The organism is Candidatus Villigracilis affinis (assembly GCF_016705895.1).
Classification (GTDB): Bacteria; Chloroflexota; Anaerolineae; order Anaerolineales; family Villigracilaceae; genus Villigracilis; species Villigracilis affinis.
In genome coordinates this window covers 1-18,012 of the sequence record NZ_JADJKT010000008.1, presented here as the reverse complement: position 1 = coordinate 18,012, position 18,012 = coordinate 1, and the positions used below count along the sequence as shown (strand labels likewise).

Sequence of the window (18,012 nt, the reverse complement as noted above, 5' to 3'; positions counted from 1 at the left end):
CCGTTTGCTTGTTCTTTTTTTCGTGAACGATTATCTGCGTCCGCCGCGATCCCCGCCGCCGCTGCGGCCACCACGATCTCCGCCGCGTCCACCGTTGCGGTCGCCGCCCCTACCACCGCGGTCTCCGCCACGTCCACCGCCGCCACCGCGTCCGCCCTTATCTTTCTCACGGGCTTCCTCGGCAGACCAACCTTCGAGCACGGCCTGGCGGGAAAGACGGATCTTGCCTTGCGGGTCGATATCTGTGACCATCACGGTCAATTCGTCGCCCATCGCGCAAACATCTTCAACAGAATTCACGCGTTCGCTTGCCAATTGTGAGATGTGAACCAATCCGTCTACGCCGGGCAGCAGGTTGATGAATGCGCCGAAGGCTTCAATGCGGACAACCTTGCCGGTGTAAATATTTCCGACCACCACCGACTCGCTCAGTCCTTCCACGCGCTCCTTGGCGATTTTCGCACCGACGCTGTCAGTGGATGCGATGTAAACTGTGCCGTCTTCCTGAATGTCGATCTTGGTATTGGTTTCTTCCTGCAAAGCGCGGATGTTCTTGCCACCCGGGCCGATGAGCGCACCGATCTTGTCGATCGGGATCTTCACAGTAATGATGCGCGGGGCGTGCGGTTTCAATTCCGCGCGCGGGGCATCCAGTGCTTCAAGCATCTTTTCCATGATGGACATGCGCGCGGTGTTTGCCTGCGCGAGCGCTTCCTTCATCATTTGGGTGCTCAAACCGCTGATCTTGATGTCCATTTGCAGGGCGGTAATGCCAGCGGCAGTACCCGCAACTTTGAAATCCATATCGCCGAGATGGTCTTCGGTTCCCTGAATGTCAGTCAAAATTTGATAGCGGCCTGTTTCATCGGTGATGAGCCCCATGGCTACGCCGGATACGGGAGCCTTGATCGGCACGCCTGCATCCATCAAAGCCAAAGTCGAGCCGCAGACTGAACCCATCGAGGTTGAGCCGTTGGAAGACAACGCTTCGGATACAACGCGGATGGCGTACGGGAAGGATTCTTCTGCTGGTAAAACTGGCTCAAGCGCACGCTCGGCCAACGCGCCGTGGCCGACCTCGCGCCTGCTCTGTCCACGAAGCATCTTGACCTCGCCGGTGGAGAACGGCGGGAAGCTGTAGTGGTGCATGTAGCGTTTATTTTTCTCTGGGGATAAGTTGTCGAGCTCCTGTGCTTCACCCAACGTGCCGAGTGTCGCAAAGGATAATACTTGTGTTTCGCCGCGTGTGAACAAACCAGTTCCGTGTGCGCGGGGGGAAAGACCCACTTCGCACCAGATCGGGCGGATATCGGTGGGGGTGCGCCCATCGGGACGCTTGCCCATGCCTAAAATTCTTTCACGCACGATCTTGTGTTCGGCTTCGCTAAAAGCGGATTTGACATCTTTTGCGGCAGGAGCGGTTGCGTCACCTTCGACGCATAATTCGGCAACGACTGCGGCTTGTAATTCGTCCATGCCGCCGTAGAATTCAACTTTGCTCAAGGGCTTGTCAAGCAATTCATTCATCTTGGCGTTGACTGATTCGAACACTTTCTTCTGTAATTCTTCGTTCGCAGTGGTGATGATGGCTTCGCGCTTGGGCTTGCCAATTTCAGCCTGCATTTGGAGTTGAAGATCGATGATCGGCTGAATCGACTGGTGTCCCAATTCCAACGCGGCGACCATTACATCTTCCGGGATTTCGTTGGCGCCACATTCAACCATAAGAATCGCTTCTTTAGTGCCGGCAATTCTCAGGTCCAGATCGGAGGCGTTCATTTCTTCGAAAGTCGGGTTGAGCACGAACTCACCGTTCACGCGTCCAACTCTTACAGCGCCAACCGGTCCGCCCCACGGAATATCCGAGATCATGATCGCGGCGGAAGCGGCGTTGATCGCGAGGATATCCAGAGGATTGACTCCATCGGCTGAAAAGGTGTACATGATGACTTGCACTTCATTGCGCATGCCATGTGCGAAAAGCGGACGCAGAGGGCGATCCGTCAGGCGCGCCACGAGAATGGAATCTGTGGAGGCGCGGCCTTCGCGTCGGAAGAACGAACCGGGGATCTTGCCACCGGCGTACATGCGTTCTTCAAAGTCGACTGAGAGGGGGAAGAAATCGATACCTTCGCGAACGCCGCCCATGGTGGCTGCGGCAAACACGATGGAATCTTCCACGCCGAAGGTGACCGCGCCGCCAGCTTGAGCGGCCAGTGTGCCGGTCTCAAAGGTGAATGTGCGCGTGCCAACAACGGCTGAATAGCGTTTTAATTCGGGTTTCATATTATATTGTCTCCTGTTGCGCGAGATCATATCTCGCTTTACTAATTTTCCGCCAAGGGTCAGGGACTGAAGAGTGGGAACAACCACGGTTGTTCGCGCTATTCAATTCCTGACGGCGGATGCCTTTATACAGTGTAGGGACACAGCGTCGCTGTGTCCCTACGGGGTAACCACGTTATATTTATTTGCGGCGGAGTGACAATCGTTCGGTTACGTTCAGATAGTGCTGGTAATTGCTTGAGCGCAAGTACGTGAGCAATCGGCGACGTTGACCGACCAATTTGAGCAAACCACGGCGGCAGGATTGATCCTGCTTGTTGCTTCGCAAGTGCTCGGTGAGCTGAGTGATGCGATTGGTCAGGATGGCGATTTGCACTTCAGGCGAACCGGTATCCTTGTCGTGGCGATGAAAATCTTCAATCGCCTTTGTCTTGACTTCTTTTGCAAGCGGCATGACGTATGCTTCCTTTCTTTTTTAGATTACGCAGGTCTCCGTGCTCACAGCTTTTGACCGTAGAGCAGGACCAGTCACGGGCGAGATTATACCAGAGAATTAACGCTTCAATTGCCTGCTATGCGCCTCAAAATGTCCCTTCACATACCGAAAAAGACGCTCAATAGTGACCTCACCCGCCAATTCCGCCGACAATTCGACAGGATACACCACCGATTTTTGGAAATCACCCTCGCGGGTCCGCCTCAAACGGGACCTGATTCCTGCGTGCCCTGCCTCATAAGCCTTGATCAGCCTCTGACGGCTGATTCGGGGTCCCCTGCGAGCAAGCCGCGCATTGGCTTGGTTGAAGAGGCGAAAAGGCAGAATTTTCAGCCCAAACTGAAACAGCCCGCGCGCGTGGGCAATCATCCAAACCTCGAAAGCGAGCGCACGTGGACCCAGTGTGATATGAAAGAGCATGTCGCCGACTGTCCAAGCGGGGTTGTCGGTGGGGAGAGAGTAATCTGATTCTGGAATGGAATTGACCAGCGTAAGAAAGTCCCCGTGCGTTTCCTGTAATTCCTGAGCGAGGGTTTGTTTGAGATTCATCTGGTTACACTTCGATCTGTATCGCACTTCCACTTTCGTAGCGGCGCAGCCCCATGCGGAAGGTGAAGATTGCCAATGTGAGAAACCCGATTGCGCCCAGCAGTAATTCGCCAAGCGTCTGCCATGTAAATGCGCGGATAAATTCGGCTGGGATGGCACCCATCAATGCGGCGGGAATCAGTGTGAAGAGGATTAGTTTGGCATAGCTGTCGAAGAGGGTGATCGGGTAGATGCCGAAGGTCAGCATGGCGTTGAGCACCAGGTTGCTGAAATTGGTCATCATGCCGAACCAGAACGCCAGACTCTGCGTCAGAATCAGGAATGCCGCGAAAACAGTAGCAGCTAACAGCGTGGCAAGAACGTAGCGGGCAAGTCCATCCCAGGTGAAATATCCGGAGAGTCCATAGCTGACGAATCCGTAGAGAAAATCTCCCATTCCACTGGCGATGGTGCGGCTGGCAATGGTGTGCAGTAATACCGGGCGCGGCAGGGAGAGATAGTAATCGAGGCGGCCCTTGGCGATGATGTCGCTGAGGTTGAAGGCGTTGCCGAAGAGCAGACTTACCAGGCCGAATGCGCTGGCCAGTACGCCGAAGGTGACGTACATATCGTTGACGCCCCAGCCGCGTACATCTTTGAAGCGGTCGAAGAAGATGATCCAGATCGCGAAGTAGATAAAATTGTTGACCATCATGCCGATGGCTTGCGTAAGAAATGCGGCGCGATATTCCATGGCAGATTGCAGGTTGGTTTTCCAGATGGCGAAGAGGAATTTGAACTCTTTCATATCAGCCGCCATTCACCGTCAATTGCGCCAGCCCGCGACGATAAACGATCGCAAGTGCAAAGGTGAGCGCGATGATCCATGTGATTTGCAAGGACATGACACTGATGAAAAGCTCAAGCGTCGGCGTAACGAACAGACGCGCGGGTCCATAGATCGCGCTGGAGAAAGGCAAGAGCTTTGCAATGTTTTGCAGCCATTGCGGATAAAAATCCAGAGGAATCAACATGCCGCCGAAAATGAAGGCGAGTTTTTGATAGATCCATGTGAAGGCGGAGACATCTTCCACCACGAAGGCAGAGAGACCGATCATGGCGTTGATGGAAAAGTGCAAAATCCACGCGCCGAAGATCGCAGGCAGCGCGATCAAAAATCCTTCGGGGTGATTGGGCGTGCCGACCAGCCACCAAACGGTCAGCCCGCCAAAGACGGCATTGAGCATGGCGCGGAAGATGGTTTCGCCCATGGCGGTGCTGAACTGATACAGCAGAAAATCATAAGGTTTGTTGAGAATATACGCGATGGAACCGTCTTTGACATTTTCGGACATGGTGCGTGCGATTGGCGGGCGTCCCAATTCGATGGTTTCGGCCAGCATGAGATACCAGAGCGTATCCCGCAGGGTCAACCCGTTGATCATGCCATCTGCCGCACCAGCCGCGCTGAAGGTGACCTTCCACAGTTGGTAGAAAATCCACATGAAAGGGATGATCATCAGGCTGCGCCCGACCAACTCACCGGGATAAGCCAGTGAGTTGATGAGCGTAATCTGAAAGATGGACCAGTATTTCGAGATGGATTTCATGGGAAAGGACGAAAGAAGAAAGAAGGAGGGATCTAAAACGGACGCATGGATGTCATGGCATCGAGGATGAGAGCGGATAGTTCTTCTTTGCGCGGTAAATCCTTTACTGACAATGTGCGTATGTGAATGGCGCGCAGAAGATTGCGTGTGTTGAAATAGGCGCGTGTTTGACCTTCATCAGTCCATGCGTTTTTCCAGCCTGCTGAAAAAACTTCGAGCCAGTTTTTGATCTGGTCAAGTGTGAGGGTCTCGCGCGCAAATGCAGTTACCACTGCGCGGGCGAGGCGGTCATCTTCGCCGTGGACATAGATCCAACCCGTGGCAGCCTGCATCTTTTCGTAGATCGCCTTCAAGATGCGAATTAAACCCGCTTCGTCGAGGTGCGGACTGCGGGCGAAGACCATCAGCGTATCTGCGGTGTGGGCGAGAGCGTGTGCCCAGCCTTTGACGGGAACATATCCGCGCGGGTCACGCTCTGCTGTAAGATAGGCGAGAACACGCTCGAGAGTTTCTGTCACTTCGTGCGGATCAAGATAAGGCTGTTGGTTGTCCCGATGGATCACTTCTGCCAGAAACAGCACAGAGAAGGCTCGCCCAAAAACAGAGTCGCTGTCGGTTTCACCGAGACCTACTTGCAGATTTTCGAGCAGGCGTTTGAGGTAACCGCGCAACTGGTCAGCCTGGTAGGGTTCGGTTTCGATCCAATTGGCAAATATCTCGTAGGCGATCCCATCGCGCAGGTCGGGGTCGGTGCTTGGAATGTAAGAGAACAGTTCATCGGTCAGAGCTGTGAGATCTTGACCTTCTGGAAAGGCGTATTTATTTTCACGGATGGTGACCCAAAATTGTTTGTCCATAAGTTTTGAAACGTTAAGCGTTTTCTGCCTCCTGATAAATTTTTGCGATCACTTCTTCCAACGGCGGATCGGAGATGGTGATATCTACAATATCACCCGCGCCCGAAAGATGGGAGATGACTGAATCAACGGCTGTTTTGGTCGTGTCGAATTTCAACTTTACGCCGTAATGGCCGACCTTTAATATTTCCACGCCTTGGATGGCGAAGTCTTTGGAGACCTCCATCGCGTAGCGTACCTCCACAAGTTTTGTGGTGAGGAATTTGCGTTTCAGGTTCGAGACCTTGTCTTCGTACACGATCTGTCCGTGATTGACGATGATGACGCGTTTGCATAAGGCTTCGAGATCGCCTGCGTCATGCGAGGTGAGCAAAACGCCCACACCTTCCTCCTGATTCATGCGTTTGATCGCATCACGGATGTGTTGTTTGGCGACCACGTCGAGGCCGATGGATGGCTCATCGAGCAGGAGCAGTTTCGGGCGATGCAGGAGCGAGGCGGCCACTTCACAGCGCATCCGCTGGCCGAGGGAAAGTTTCCGCACGGGCACATCCAGCAAGTCCTTTATTTCAAAGGCTTCGGTGAGAAAGTCGATGCGCTTTTTGGTTTCGACATCGTCGAGTTCGTAAATTTTTCCGAATAAAATAAAGGTGTCCATGGCGGGCAGGTGATACCAAAGCTGCGGCCGCTGCCCGAAGACTGTGCCGATGTGATAGGCAAGTTTCTGGCGGTCGATCCACGGTGTGAAACCGAGCACCTTTGCCTCGCCTCCGCTTGGATGCAGAATGCCCGTGAGTATTTTGATGGTGGTGGATTTTCCCGCGCCGTTCGGACCGATAAAACCGAGCAACTCCCCCGAGTTCATCTGGAAGGACAGGTTACGCACGGCCTCGACTGAACTGTAATCGGGCTTGAAAAGCGAGCGAATGGAACCGCCCAAGCCCGCGGCTTTGCGTTTGGTTTGAAATGTTTTTTGCAGGTTGGTTACATCAATTGAGACCATGTTATTATAATTGGCAGTAGAATCTGATTGATAATTATAGCGTGAAAGAGGTATTTTAATGCGAAGGCTATCCCTTGTGATGATATTGACGATTTTCCTGCAGGCGTGTTCGCTCGCGACCCCGACTGCGGAACCGCCGACCATCACACCCACGCCAACCATCACGTCCACACCTACCATTACACCGACGATCACCATTACGCCCACGCGTACCGCCCTGCCGACGATCGTGCGCATCCCAACCTGGGACCCGAATGGACCGACGGCTACGTTTCAATTGATTCCCATTTATATTGGCAGTGTCACCGCCACCCCGATCCTTTCGCCGACCCCAACCCGCCCCGGACTTGGTTTTGTCTCGGTGGATGTTTCAGAGGAGAAGATCTTTTGGGGCAGCTGCAAACATAACAAGGCGAAGATCATTGCGAAGGTTCAAAATCCCGATGATGTGTACAGTGTGGTCATCTTTGTGCGTGTGAAAGCGTTGTTGAAGGAAGACTACACTCCCTGGACTCAGGGTGATGTGATGGAAAAACATGGCGATGGAACGTTTTCATACACACTGGTTGGCAGTGAGATCGAGGGGCATAACCACTACAGGGATTCCTGGGTTTACTATCAATTGGTGGCGACCGATGAGTTGGGAGAGATCATTGGCCGTACGATGATCTACACAAACTCACTTTCGCTTTCTCCGTGCAAATAAATTAAAAGGATTCGGCGATGAAAAAAATATATGCCATTACGCTATTTTCCATTATGCTTTTATCCTGCTCCCTGAATATGCTTTTGCCGGGGGGGAATTCCACGCCTGTGCCCACAGACACAAATACCCCGACAGAACTGCCTTCTTTAACGCCCACCGTACCCACACTTACATTTACACCCACCCCTCCGCTCGTGGGTGTGCGGACTCACACGCTCACTCCTACCATTACGCCCACCTCCACACAGCCAACGGAAACATCCATCTTTTTGGTCACACCGGATACGCCCACTCCTGGCGTGGAAATGAAAGGTTTTGTCTCTGTCAATATTTCGTCAAAGGAATTTTTCAAAGGCGCGGAATGCCAGCCGACTTCTGTTAAATTTGTCGCGCAAGTTGCAGATTCAGCAGGCACGGCCTTTGTTGTGCTTTTTGTCCGTTTCAAAAGCAAGCAGACTGGCACAAATAGTGAGTGGACAAGCATCGGCATGTCTACGATCGGCGCGGGCACATTCACCTATGAATTGACTCCCGAGGAAATGATAGGTGTTGATTCGTTCGAGAACCCGTGGGTGCAATATCAATTCGTGGCCACCAATGCCGATGCGAACGAGATCGGTCGCACGGGAATTTTTAGCGAAAGACTATCTTTGCTGGAATGTGTCCCGACGCCGAGCCCGAGTCCATCTCCCGAACCGACAGTGCTACGCCCATGATGGAATTCCCTGTTGAGTTGATCAGCTATTTGACGAAAGCCACTCGAGTCGCTGTCTTAACGGGAGCTGGTGCTTCACAAGAAAGCGGACTACGCACTTTTAGAGATGCGCAGTCCGGACTTTGGGCACAGTACAAGCCTCAGGATCTGGCCTCCCCCGAAGCCTTTGCCCGTGACCCCAAACTCGTGTGGGACTGGTATGCCTGGCGGCGTGAGGCCATTAAAGGCGTGCGCCCCAACGCGGGTCATTACGCCTTGGCAGAAATGGAGAAGAGGATCGAGACCTTTACTCTGATCACCCAAAATGTGGATGGGCTGCATCGCATGGCGGGTAATTCGAATGTCCTTGAGTTACATGGCAACATCCTGAAAGTGCGCTGTTCCGAGTGTGGGACTTTCACTGAAGTGTGGGGCGATGATTCTGAGTCTGTGCCGCGCTGCGAGAGGTGTGATGGTATGCTGCGACCAGATGTGGTCTGGTTCGGGGAATCCCTTCCACGCGAGGAACTTGAATCTGCGGTGAATGCCGCGCGGACTTGTCAGGTTTTCTTTTCGATCGGGACTTCGGGCGTGGTTCAACCAGCGGCGGCCCTGGCACATGCGGCACGTAATAAAGGGTCTGTTGTGGTGGAGGTCAACGCTGAGCCGACTCCGCTGACGCCCAAGGTGGATTTTGCATTTCACGGTAAATCCGGGGAGATTCTGCCTGAGTTGGTCAAAGCAGTTTGGGGGTAGTTTGAAGCGTTCTTATTTTCCAATCACTCTGTTTTAAATAAATCCAGCTGCCAATCATTACAGCGCATAAAACTGCCGGGTGGGTATTCGAAAGTCACTTCTTTTAGAAATGCGAACCCTGCTTTGCGGCAAATGGCGTTCGATGCGGGGTTTTCAATTGAGGGGAAAGCATGAATGAATTGACGCGTTGCTTCTGAGCGGGCGCGATTTATGATGAGAATGGCCGCTCTTGTAGCGATGCCATGACCTTGAAATTGGGGAAGGATGCTCCATCCCGTTTCCCAAACATGCTGGCCATTCCATTCTTTTTCCCAATATCCAATCGAGCCGACAGCAGTATCTTCAGGACCGAATATGATTGCGAACATCAAGTCTTTGCCGGTTCTGCTGCTTTGACAATAACGCTTGTGGCGCCTAAGAATCTTCTCTGGGGCCGGCCCGTGGTCGCCGCGCATGTGTTCGAGAAGGGGTAGGTCAGCCTCAGACCAAAGGCGAAGTTCAATCAGATTTTTCTCATTCATGTCGAATTAGGGATCGATCCAGACTGTGAAGGTAAGAAGGCGGTCTGCTGCTTTTGCAGTGACTTCCCAGCAGCCTTCTGTTGGGAAGATCAGGCCTGTAGCCTGGAAGCGGGTTGGGTAACAACAGGGAATTTCGGATTGGAGCGGGGAAGCTTGTCCATCCAAGCGCCGGCCTGTAATTTCCAACTCGGCACCCTCAGGTCGAAACCAGCCGACTTTGATATCATCACCGCTCGCGCGCAGGTGATCTTGATCTGGTTGTGTCCACCATGCAGACGCCCAGATTGAACGGTCTGAGTTTACAAAATAGTATCCATCGGCAGGTGCATCGTTAACGGCAGGATCCTCGGGTGGCTTGAGCCACTCCGCCTCAGTGACCGTGCAGGCGATTTCCGCGGGAGATATGACGGATGTTGGCATGGATACTTCTGTCGTCATTGTTTCGGCCGTGGTGCAGCCAGCCAGGAAAATGCAAGTCATTATGAGCAACGGCAAAAATCTTTTGACCCAATCAGAATATGTTTTCATTTCTTCGCTCCGCAATTGAATGAATTTTTGATAACCATTCTATAGGAGGGAATCGGTTTTATAGTTTGGAGGGAGTCTGTTTCCTTTTGCCTTTCGCTGCGGCTCTTTCCAAATTTTCCTGCACTCGAAACTTGACGATTTTCGTGATCAGGGCATAAGGTATCGGTTTATCGAGCGGAAATTTTACAGAGCCCTTGGCTCCTTCGTACACAGATAATTCTTCTTTGAATTTCTCGATTCCCGATGGAGTGGGATAGAAGCCGATATGGTTTTTGAAGGCCGCGAAATGCACCAAATTCCCTTGCAGGGTAAAGGTTGGGATTTGATAATTAATGGTCTCTTCCGCTTTTGGTGCAGCTTTTCTGATTGTTGCTCTCAGTTTTTTCAGGACTGTTTGCGTGCCTTTCGGAAAAGTTGCAATATAGTCATCTATATTTTTGACGGACATGCTGCTTCCTTTGGCTTGGATTCTTACCATTCGCCCGCATAACTGACATCATATGGTTCCGCCAGCCTTACGATCCTGGCCTGACGTAATTCCACCAGTTGACGTATGTGCAGGTTGTCATGATCTACCCAGGCGGAGAACATTTCGCCCGCCTTGATCGAACCGTATTGATCGGTATGTTCGGATTCCCAGTTTGGTGCTGACAGGTTCTTTAGCCAGGCCAGCGACTTATTCCGCTCTTCCAGAAAACTGTTGAGGGTTTCGGTGAAGTTGCGCTTGTTGTATTCTCGCGATTCGACCCAGGTCCCGGGGTCGAAAATTGTCCACTCTTCGGTGGGAGAGTGCAGGATGGAGTCGAGGCGTTGACGGAAGTCTTCGCGTTCGATATCGTGGAGGTGGCACAGCACTTCGAGAATGGACCACGACTCGGGATCTGGCTTGATCTGCGCCTCTGCCTGTGTCCATCCCATTGCAAGGGCATGGATAATTTCTGCGCCGTGAACAAGTTCTTGATAGAGGATTTCAAATTGCATTTTCTGTCTCCTTTGATGAAGGATAGGATTATGTTGATATCGGAATAAGTGCGTTTGTCGCTATTCCGTAGTCCCAGCCATCAATATCTGGCGGAGTCACTCCAAGAGAACTCAACATGCTTTTTATCTGCTCGCGGTGTTCAGTTGCATGGTTAATGATCTGAACCATGAGCACCCAGGGATCCGCGAGATGACCATCCCTTGTTTGGAGTTGAGGCGTCAGAGGTTTTTGCTCGCCTCTGGCCAGTGCCAGCAGTCCATCTCCGCTTTTCTGTGCGGACTCTTGTAATTCGTTGAATTCCACGGTAAAGGCTTCGCGCCTCAATTCGAGCGGTAGTGTGAGAGTCCTCAAGTAACTATGTTGCGCAGCCACGAGGTGCTGTAAAGTGAGGCGAATGCTCCCCTTCATGGCAGATTGAGGCTCGGCGTCGAGTTGCTCATCGCTTAAGGCCAGGCAAACCTGAATGATCTGGAGGTTTGCCCAGTTGTTGTGTTCAAATATCTTCTCAAGAAAATTCTCTTCCATAATGAAACTCCTTTTTGGTGCAACCTGTAAATTCTGATTTTATTTTTACATATGTGCAATACCCATTGTACTAAACCTGATCCATGATGCGTACATCTGGGAAGTAGACGGTGGGAAATGAAAAGTTTACCTGCGCAAACTTCCACTTCCCTGCTTCGCGCACGACGACAGCGGTTAAACGCAGTGCCCAGACAAAATTTTCCCCGCGGCGGAGTTCGTAGACGGTATTTGTCCCACCGCGCAGGATGAAATGAAGTTTTTGCTCTGGAGGCAGACTGGATGTGCTGATGAAATTCTGGACGAATTCCAGATATGAAGCATAGTTTTCCGCGCCAATGGTCTTTGAAACGGTGGCGGATGCGGCGATCCAGCCCACATCGCCGTTGACTTGGATTGAGGCTGAATCTACATCGAGGCGCAGATCGCCCCATGACTCCCAGTCGCCTGCTACTAATTCACGGGCAGAATCGCGGCTGGTGTACCATTCGTCCACGCCGGGTTTGACGCCGTTCGTGCCGATGACTTCGGCATCGGACGTGAACAGATCCATGAAAGCATCCACCTGGGTGAGGTCACGGCGAGTGTAGCCATCCTGAAATGTTCTTAATAGCAAGCGGATTTCCTGTTGAGGGTTCATTGAATTCTCCAATGTGTTTTTGTTGTGGGCGCAAACACTATCAAAGGTTATGGAAAGTTATTTTTTGGGGAGCAGTTTGGCAGTGAGTGTTATTCGCCGGTGGTTGAGTATGGATCAAGTATATTGTACAGGAAAATGCGGAGGCTTGAATCTTTTCACTTTGGCCGAAGAATCCCCACCAGTTTCCAAATGGTTTGTGTATTAACGAATTTCGAGCTGTATAGTCACATTGTCACCTTCTTCAAGGTTTTCTGCTTTTCGGACGCTGGCCCTGATGGGGACAATATAATTTCCATCTTTGGGGAACAAGGATGTTGTCCACTCGGTTTTGCCGATCCGAACATGTACTGGGATCACTCCCCAACCATAAGTCACCAATCCTGATATTGCTTTCAGGTCGCGACTCTGCTTCGCTGGAATGGTCACGAAGAACCATGGGGCGGGTCCCTTCCAGAACCAAATTTTGCCGTTAAATTCGATGTTCATTGTTACAGTATATCAAAGCATTACCCTGCTCCCAAGTTTGGACATTGGGAGTTCGGCTTCCTGTTTTCATCCAGATATACCGATGGGATTATCTTGATTGATGTTTGAAAAGAACACTTCCCTGCTAGCTTTTGGGTCGCCAATATTTCAAGTCGTTGAATTGCTGCTTAATTTGTTCAAGGTGGGTGAGGAGGGTCTCTTTTTCACTGCCACGATTAACATATTCGATAATGTTCAACAGGGCAAAACGGAAAAACTCATTAACATTTTCCTCCCTGTTGTAAGCTTTTTGTATTTCCTCCTCAGCCAGTTGTTGCTCGATAAATTGTTTCTTGATCAGCGCGTCTGCCCGACTGATAAGGAGGAATAGGATGATATACAAAAGAGCTAAAATCAAGGTCACTCCGATGGCGATGTTCCTCTGCGCGATTGAAATATTTTCCAGCAAAGGAGTCACATCCTCGTAAATTTCGAATACCCCTTCTACAGCAGAGTTGTCATTTCGAATGGGAACGTAACTTGAGATCACGTCACGGTCTTCAATCTCGCCTTCAAAAGCACTGAAGGTGTCCCGATGAGTTAACTCGCTGGCTAAGCCTCCATTGAGTGCCGTAAGAAAACCAGCATTTTCACTTTTATCTTCACCAATCTGGCTTTCTTGAGTGGAAAAGATCGTCGTTCCTTCCAGGTTGTATATCTTGACTTTTATCACTGATAGCCCCTGCATTTGCTCAAGGACTGCTTGTCGAAGTCGAGCTGTCTCAGGGTGGGCGCGGATATCGTCTGCACTCAGATCAGATGTTGTGCCGAGAAAATTTGAAAACTCAGGCCAGATGACGTTTGAAAAAGTTTGGGTTAATGCTGCGTTCTTGGATTCCCCAATTTCGATCAGCTCTTTGACAGCCAGCCGACGATAGAATGTGACTAATGATACGGCCACCAACACAAAGGCGATTAGACTCGTTATAGTGAAGTAGCGTAATAATTGAAACGGCTTCTTTTTGATTGTCCCCTGGCTTTCTTCCGATCTTGTGCTGTTATTCACTGTATGCCTCGTTCGTTCGACCGCTAATGTGTTATGGAGTGGGTTTTGAAAGTGAGTAAGCCTAAATTATCCAAGTTTGCTTTTTAGGCGCTGAAAGAAATGAAGAATTGCTCGCTTTATAATGGTACTTTACCAGATTTTATGATAATTATGCCTGATTCATGGGTTTTGCAAGCGTCATGCTATATTTCCTGTGCATGCTTTGTTAGCCGCCGTATTTTATAGGTGAGCCTGCTTTGAAAAATACCTTTGTGTCTTTTTCTTGTATTCGGAGGCCAGTATTATGTTGGCAACTGTGTCAAACAGGTAGATGAAATTGGGAATACCAAAAGGAGGTTGTTTTCCTTTCGGTTGCAGGGGAGAATCTGAAAGTGTTACTTCGCTTATCGCAAAACCTTCTGTATCAGGCTCGACAGATTGTAAAATTGCCCCTGAGCTTTCGGCTATATAGGTTTCGTTAAAATAACCGGCTTCCATATGAGCATGGTTAAATTGGGCTCTGTATTTCCGTAATGGGGGGTAGATTAGTGAGAGCACGGCTAAAGATAACCTGGGTTTAGGAATTAATGAGGTGAAAGTTCCTGTGCTTGTTGCGTGCGCTACTGGAACTCCCAAATAACTGGCTTGCCTTCGTAAATATTCTCCAAAAGTCTTGTCGGACGTACTCTTTATTCGTTGGACATGCGATCCCGCATTTTTACTCATAATTCGTTCCCCGTTTGGAAAAACTAATGCCAGATCAAGGGCCTTTGGAGGACAACTGCTCACTATTATTAGTTCTACTTTGCCTGAGTATTTTTGCCACAAATTTGGATGAGCAACATCCCAGCAGATAAGAAATCCAATTTTCCCCAATTCTGTATCCGCAACGGTCGTATTTGTTCCCTTTTGGAAATATGCTCGTTCCCAAATCCAGGGATAATTTTTATCGTAGTGCCATTGATGACCACTTGGGGAAACAAGAAGCATGGTGTTAAATATGTTATCTTGCTCTCTGCGAAGGAATGACCCTGCCAGGTGAACATGATAATAAGAAGCGATTTTTTTCATCCAGGTAGTCGTTAGACCATCAAAGGTCTCTGCTTGTAAATAGTTTTTATCGCTGTATTCATACCCTGTATTAAAAACTTCTGGTAAGACGACGAGTTGTGCGCCATTTTGAACGCACTGAACAACAAAATTTTCAGCCCGCATCAATCTTTCCTCGATAGATGAGGGTGATGCATTCATTTGTATAACCGCGATTTTAATGGATTTTGGCATGTTTTTTTTCTCGTTTTGCACAGGCTGCTAATAGTTTGTTAGCGATGGGACGGGCGGCGGGCATGGATTCTGCTCAAGAGCAGAAAAACACTTGAGATGACAGCATGATCCCCGTAGTTCAATGCATGCCTTGTTAGGCGCGCTTGACCTCGAAGACTCGTTTGCTGTAAGAATGCTCAAGTAAACCGAGGGAGAATTAAAGCGCAGTTAAGATTATACCGACAATTGCCGTAACGATTCCGATGCCTTGAAGTTTGGTGACTTTGTCTTTCAAGAAAATAATAGCCAGTGTTATGGTCACTATTGATAATGCGGAGGCGATAGGTGTGATCAATATTGCGTCTCCGATTGTCAATCCATAATTAACAAGTGCTACTGCACCAGTTTCAATAACGCCCATCAATAAAATGATGTATTTTGTTTTTGCGGAAATTTTAGTCAAGCCAATTCCTTGTTTTACAAGAAGCGAGAAGATTAACAAGAACAAGATGATTCCAAATTTTATAAACAGAGTTGTTGATAACCAACCGACTTTTTCGGAAATGATCTCGCTAACATTCCAAAAGATACCAAAGAAGAAGGCCCCGAATACTGATTCTTTGACACCTGCTGAAAGTTGGAATCTTTGGTTTCCAATTTCGCTCCAATTTAAGGATGCTAAAGTAGCGCCAAAGATGATCATTGAGACGCCTAAAGTTTGTAAAACAGAAAGCCGTTGCCCCATAAACATAAACGCAAACAACATGGTAAACACAGCCCACAGATTCATGGTCGCTGCAATAATTGATACATTGCCCATCTCAAAGCCTTTGAAGAAAAACAAATACCCGGCAGAATAAAGTATCGCCGCGATTAAGGATAAAATAGTCGTCAAAACAGGGATGTTGGTGCTTGATTTGAAGGCAATGGCAAGTAGAAAGATAGAACCTAAACCAGCCAATTGTGACCAAAACAAAGACTTAAAAGACCCAATCTGTTTAGCAAAAACGCCGCCTAGAAAGTCGTATATTCCCCATCCAAACATGCCGCCTATTCCCAGTAATATGCTTATGATGGTTGTGCTCATGGATGTCATGAACCTTCTTTGTCTCAATTGATTTATTTATGATGAAATGAGGCGTCCGATGGCCCTGGGGCGGGGACGGCGAAGCCGTCCGTCTGGAAAAATGATAAGGCGTGGAAAACTGCCTGAGATTTGCGCACGCTCATCGGGCAGTCCCCAGCGTCGGTGCACGCTGTGTTAGCCCGCTTTTCATTTTTATTTCTTATAATGTAACGCAATAACGCCCGAACGAAACGTTTTTGATCCAGCAAGATTTAATGTAAGGTTCTTGACCGATTCGAACAAGCGGGGACCTTTTCCCGCAATAATCGGGTGAACGACAAAGTGATACTCGTCGATGAGATTCCATTCTGCAACTTGCGATGCGATGTTCAATCCACCAATGAAAATATTTTTTCCTGGCTGTTGTTTCAGCTTCATAATTTCTTCTCGAAGATTTGCGTGGAGGAGCGTTGTGTTATTCCACTCCACGCTCTTCAACGTCGTTGAAAAGACAATCTTTGGTATGGAATCGAATGTGCGTGCGAATTCGTTGATCGTTTTCGTTCCCGATTGATTCACTGCGACATCGTGCCAGTATGGATACATCAAGTGATACGTGTTGCGTCCGAGAATTTCAATGCCTGAATCACGCAAGAGCCCAGTGAAGTACTCGTGCAATTCGTCGTCGACGATCCCCATTTCATGGCCGCAGTAGCCGTCTATTGTGATGTTGATGGCAAAAATAACTTTTCTCATTTGTTGTTCTTCTGACATTATTTTAATCCTTTATCAACTGAGGGAAAGAGTGTCAACACAAATATGAAGATTTCAAATGCAATGACTCTGTTCTGCGGGCTAACGGATTGCGTTACCTGCGCTGGGGCGGGGACGGCGAAGCCGTCCAACCAGAAAAATGATAAGGCGTAGGAAACTGCCTGAGATTTGCGCAGACTCTCTAGCGTCAAGTGCACGCTTTGTTAGGTGGCGGTTATATAGGCGAATTGCTTGTCATTAAAAATGTTTCTTCCTCAAAATTGCTTACTTTTGTGAAGGAGTGTTCCCATTTTGTGCCTTTGATATCCTCTACTATTTTTGAACTTACTAAAACCATAGTCTTTCCAGATACGGCTAGCAGCGATCTTTGATAAGCCAAAGATGCTGCGATGGTTATATCATCCCCAAACACATGTGAACGAAGTAAGCTTACATCCCCTTTATGGATGCCAACATATAGGCTGCAATCAATGGTGCTCCGTTGCATAAATTCCACCCAATGTTCCGCAAGGTTTGTAATACCTGTTAATGCAAAACTAACTTCTGGAAAAGTAAGGAAATAACTGTCGCCCATAATGAAGTGAATGATACCGCTATTCTTTTCGCAAATACTCTTGATAATATCATCAAGGTGGATGAGTAAATTTTCCGAATCTTCTAAGGGATGAGTGTCCCAAAACCTTGCAATGCCACTAAGATCTATAAAAACAATGATTCGGTTTTTGAGAATGCGGGTTTTTTGCTGCTGTTCTATTTTATATACAAAAACAGGCTCCTTTATACCTTTCAAAACAAACTCACCTACAAATGATGTTGATACTTCTGCTTTATTCAATGCTAACCATGCAGTCTGTGATAGGTAAATTTCATCTGGAGGGGTAATAGATTCAATTCTAGCTACTAAGTTGACATTGTCGCCAAAAATATCTCCATCCTGATGCAACACATCTCCTAGTCCAATAACAACTCGAATCGCGAGCCTCTCATCATCATTCTTCCCTATTTGTGCTACTCGCAGTTCTTTCTGCATATCCACAGCCGCGCTGGTTGCAGCGTTCACGCTGGGAAATGTAATCCAAAAAGAATCCCCTTCTCCTTTGATAATTGTTCCACCATTTTGGGCAACAACCTCAGAAACAAAGATTTTATGTTGACTTAAAAGATTACCGAGTTCTGATTCGGGCAAAGTTCCAACCTTTGCCGTAAATCCTTTGATATCAGTCTTTACAATTACTGTGGATTGGATAGTTGCCATATATCATCACCTCGA

At 49.0% G+C, this 18,012-nt stretch carries 22 protein-coding genes; 3 read left to right on the top strand and 19 right to left on the bottom strand.

The features are described 5' to 3' along the window. Positions 1-30: 30 nt before the first annotated feature. From IPI86_RS05575 to IPI86_RS05545, 7 genes are all read right to left on the bottom strand, one after another. Positions 31-2,286, bottom strand: coding sequence for a polyribonucleotide nucleotidyltransferase (locus tag IPI86_RS05575; protein WP_345297004.1), 2,256 nt, complete (start codon positions 2,284-2,286; stop codon positions 31-33). A 181-nt stretch (positions 2,287-2,467) separates the two neighbouring features. Next, positions 2,468-2,740: a 30S ribosomal protein S15 gene (gene rpsO / locus IPI86_RS05570; protein ID WP_345297003.1), complete on the bottom strand. Its 273-nt coding sequence runs from the start codon at positions 2,738-2,740 to the stop codon at positions 2,468-2,470. A gap of 99 nt (positions 2,741-2,839) precedes the next feature. Next, entirely contained in the window at positions 2,840-3,331 is a 492-nt protein-coding gene (locus tag IPI86_RS05565; protein ID WP_345297002.1) for a DinB family protein, read from the bottom strand. A 4-nt stretch (positions 3,332-3,335) separates the two neighbouring features. Next, complete coding sequence (locus IPI86_RS05560; RefSeq protein WP_345297001.1) at positions 3,336-4,118, bottom strand: ABC-2 family transporter protein; 783 nt, start codon at positions 4,116-4,118, stop codon at positions 3,336-3,338. Position 4,119: 1 nt separating this feature from the next. After that, positions 4,120-4,920, bottom strand: a complete 801-nt coding sequence (locus tag IPI86_RS05555) for an ABC-2 family transporter protein (protein ID WP_345297000.1) — start codon at positions 4,918-4,920, stop codon at positions 4,120-4,122. 32 nt (positions 4,921-4,952) lie between these two features. Next, the gene (locus tag IPI86_RS05550; protein WP_345296999.1) at positions 4,953-5,777 is read right to left on the bottom strand and encodes a DUF2785 domain-containing protein; all 825 of its coding nucleotides are present in this window, start codon (positions 5,775-5,777) and stop codon (positions 4,953-4,955) included. Between the two features lie 13 nt (positions 5,778-5,790). After that, positions 5,791-6,780 (bottom strand): ATP-binding cassette domain-containing protein, encoded by a 990-nt coding sequence (locus tag IPI86_RS05545; protein WP_345296998.1) that lies wholly within the window; start codon positions 6,778-6,780, stop codon positions 5,791-5,793. A gap of 58 nt (positions 6,781-6,838) precedes the next feature. On the opposite strand from IPI86_RS05545, the gene IPI86_RS05540 reads away from it, so the two are divergent. The 3 genes from IPI86_RS05540 to IPI86_RS05530 are packed head-to-tail and all read left to right on the top strand — an operon-like array spanning position 6,839 to position 8,936. After that, entirely contained in the window at positions 6,839-7,486 is a 648-nt protein-coding gene (locus IPI86_RS05540; RefSeq protein WP_345296997.1) for a hypothetical protein, read from the top strand. Between the two features lie 17 nt (positions 7,487-7,503). Then, entirely contained in the window at positions 7,504-8,202 is a 699-nt protein-coding gene (locus IPI86_RS05535) for a hypothetical protein (RefSeq protein ID WP_345296996.1), read from the top strand. Then, positions 8,199-8,936: an NAD-dependent deacylase gene (locus tag IPI86_RS05530; protein ID WP_345296995.1), complete on the top strand. Its 738-nt coding sequence runs from the start codon at positions 8,199-8,201 to the stop codon at positions 8,934-8,936. The genes IPI86_RS05535 and IPI86_RS05530 overlap by 4 nt, the downstream gene beginning before the upstream one ends. Before the next feature lie 23 nt (positions 8,937-8,959). Here IPI86_RS05530 and IPI86_RS05525 read toward each other — a convergent pair whose 3' ends face one another. The 12 genes from IPI86_RS05525 to IPI86_RS05470 all read right to left on the bottom strand — a co-directional run bounded on the left by IPI86_RS05525 (position 8,960) and on the right by IPI86_RS05470 (position 17,997). Beyond that, positions 8,960-9,457, bottom strand: coding sequence for a GNAT family N-acetyltransferase (locus IPI86_RS05525; protein WP_345296994.1), 498 nt, complete (start codon positions 9,455-9,457; stop codon positions 8,960-8,962). Positions 9,458-9,463: 6 nt separating this feature from the next. Beyond that, positions 9,464-9,985, bottom strand: a complete 522-nt coding sequence (locus IPI86_RS05520; RefSeq protein ID WP_345296993.1) for a hypothetical protein — start codon at positions 9,983-9,985, stop codon at positions 9,464-9,466. Between the two features lie 58 nt (positions 9,986-10,043). Then, positions 10,044-10,433, bottom strand: a complete 390-nt coding sequence (locus tag IPI86_RS05515) for a DUF1801 domain-containing protein (protein WP_345296992.1) — start codon at positions 10,431-10,433, stop codon at positions 10,044-10,046. Between the two features lie 23 nt (positions 10,434-10,456). Continuing rightward, the gene (locus IPI86_RS05510) at positions 10,457-10,966 is read right to left on the bottom strand and encodes a DinB family protein (RefSeq protein ID WP_345296991.1); all 510 of its coding nucleotides are present in this window, start codon (positions 10,964-10,966) and stop codon (positions 10,457-10,459) included. 28 nt (positions 10,967-10,994) lie between these two features. Further along, the gene (locus IPI86_RS05505) at positions 10,995-11,492 is read right to left on the bottom strand and encodes a DinB family protein (RefSeq protein WP_345296990.1); all 498 of its coding nucleotides are present in this window, start codon (positions 11,490-11,492) and stop codon (positions 10,995-10,997) included. Between the two features lie 70 nt (positions 11,493-11,562). Beyond that, positions 11,563-12,129 (bottom strand): nuclear transport factor 2 family protein, encoded by a 567-nt coding sequence (locus IPI86_RS05500; protein ID WP_345296989.1) that lies wholly within the window; start codon positions 12,127-12,129, stop codon positions 11,563-11,565. 201 nt (positions 12,130-12,330) lie between these two features. Continuing rightward, on the bottom strand, positions 12,331-12,615 hold the full coding sequence (locus IPI86_RS05495; protein ID WP_345296988.1) for a DUF1905 domain-containing protein: 285 nt from the start codon (positions 12,613-12,615) through the stop codon (positions 12,331-12,333). A 124-nt stretch (positions 12,616-12,739) separates the two neighbouring features. Next, positions 12,740-13,660 (bottom strand): hypothetical protein, encoded by a 921-nt coding sequence (locus tag IPI86_RS05490; protein WP_345296987.1) that lies wholly within the window; start codon positions 13,658-13,660, stop codon positions 12,740-12,742. Positions 13,661-13,879: 219 nt separating this feature from the next. Then, positions 13,880-14,923, bottom strand: a complete 1,044-nt coding sequence (locus tag IPI86_RS05485; RefSeq protein WP_345296986.1) for a carbon-nitrogen hydrolase family protein — start codon at positions 14,921-14,923, stop codon at positions 13,880-13,882. Between the two features lie 196 nt (positions 14,924-15,119). Further along, positions 15,120-15,989, bottom strand: coding sequence for a DMT family transporter (locus IPI86_RS05480; RefSeq protein WP_345296985.1), 870 nt, complete (start codon positions 15,987-15,989; stop codon positions 15,120-15,122). A 192-nt stretch (positions 15,990-16,181) separates the two neighbouring features. Continuing rightward, positions 16,182-16,724, bottom strand: a complete 543-nt coding sequence (locus IPI86_RS05475) for a dihydrofolate reductase family protein (protein ID WP_345296984.1) — start codon at positions 16,722-16,724, stop codon at positions 16,182-16,184. Positions 16,725-16,956: 232 nt separating this feature from the next. Then, positions 16,957-17,997 carry an adenylate/guanylate cyclase domain-containing protein gene (locus IPI86_RS05470; RefSeq protein ID WP_345296983.1) on the bottom strand — a complete coding sequence of 347 codons (1,041 nt, stop codon included), beginning with the start codon at positions 17,995-17,997 and terminating at the stop codon, positions 16,957-16,959. Between the last annotated feature and the right edge of the window lie 15 nt (positions 17,998-18,012).

Bases quoted from the DNA above. Each gene is read 5' to 3' on its own strand.
- IPI86_RS05575 (WP_345297004.1), bottom strand. From the start codon at position 2,286: ATGAAACCCGAATTAAAACGCTATTCAGCCGTTGTTGGCACGCGCACA.
- rpsO (WP_345297003.1), bottom strand. From the start codon at position 2,740: ATGCCGCTTGCAAAAGAAGTCAAGACAAAGGCGATTGAAGATTTTCAT.
- IPI86_RS05565 (WP_345297002.1), bottom strand. From the start codon at position 3,331: ATGAATCTCAAACAAACCCTCGCTCAGGAATTACAGGAAACGCACGGG.
- IPI86_RS05560 (WP_345297001.1), bottom strand. From the start codon at position 4,118: ATGAAAGAGTTCAAATTCCTCTTCGCCATCTGGAAAACCAACCTGCAA.
- IPI86_RS05555 (WP_345297000.1), bottom strand. From the start codon at position 4,920: ATGAAATCCATCTCGAAATACTGGTCCATCTTTCAGATTACGCTCATC.
- IPI86_RS05550 (WP_345296999.1), bottom strand. From the start codon at position 5,777: ATGGACAAACAATTTTGGGTCACCATCCGTGAAAATAAATACGCCTTT.
- IPI86_RS05545 (WP_345296998.1), bottom strand. From the start codon at position 6,780: ATGGTCTCAATTGATGTAACCAACCTGCAAAAAACATTTCAAACCAAA.
- IPI86_RS05540 (WP_345296997.1), top strand. From the start codon at position 6,839: ATGCGAAGGCTATCCCTTGTGATGATATTGACGATTTTCCTGCAGGCG.
- IPI86_RS05535 (WP_345296996.1), top strand. From the start codon at position 7,504: ATGAAAAAAATATATGCCATTACGCTATTTTCCATTATGCTTTTATCC.
- IPI86_RS05530 (WP_345296995.1), top strand. From the start codon at position 8,199: ATGATGGAATTCCCTGTTGAGTTGATCAGCTATTTGACGAAAGCCACT.
- IPI86_RS05525 (WP_345296994.1), bottom strand. From the start codon at position 9,457: ATGAATGAGAAAAATCTGATTGAACTTCGCCTTTGGTCTGAGGCTGAC.
- IPI86_RS05520 (WP_345296993.1), bottom strand. From the start codon at position 9,985: ATGAAAACATATTCTGATTGGGTCAAAAGATTTTTGCCGTTGCTCATA.
- IPI86_RS05515 (WP_345296992.1), bottom strand. From the start codon at position 10,433: ATGTCCGTCAAAAATATAGATGACTATATTGCAACTTTTCCGAAAGGC.
- IPI86_RS05510 (WP_345296991.1), bottom strand. From the start codon at position 10,966: ATGCAATTTGAAATCCTCTATCAAGAACTTGTTCACGGCGCAGAAATT.
- IPI86_RS05505 (WP_345296990.1), bottom strand. From the start codon at position 11,492: ATGGAAGAGAATTTTCTTGAGAAGATATTTGAACACAACAACTGGGCA.
- IPI86_RS05500 (WP_345296989.1), bottom strand. From the start codon at position 12,129: ATGAACCCTCAACAGGAAATCCGCTTGCTATTAAGAACATTTCAGGAT.
- IPI86_RS05495 (WP_345296988.1), bottom strand. From the start codon at position 12,615: ATGAACATCGAATTTAACGGCAAAATTTGGTTCTGGAAGGGACCCGCC.
- IPI86_RS05485 (WP_345296986.1), bottom strand. From the start codon at position 14,923: ATGCCAAAATCCATTAAAATCGCGGTTATACAAATGAATGCATCACCC.
- IPI86_RS05480 (WP_345296985.1), bottom strand. From the start codon at position 15,989: ATGAGCACAACCATCATAAGCATATTACTGGGAATAGGCGGCATGTTT.
- IPI86_RS05475 (WP_345296984.1), bottom strand. From the start codon at position 16,724: ATGAGAAAAGTTATTTTTGCCATCAACATCACAATAGACGGCTACTGC.
- IPI86_RS05470 (WP_345296983.1), bottom strand. From the start codon at position 17,997: ATGGCAACTATCCAATCCACAGTAATTGTAAAGACTGATATCAAAGGA.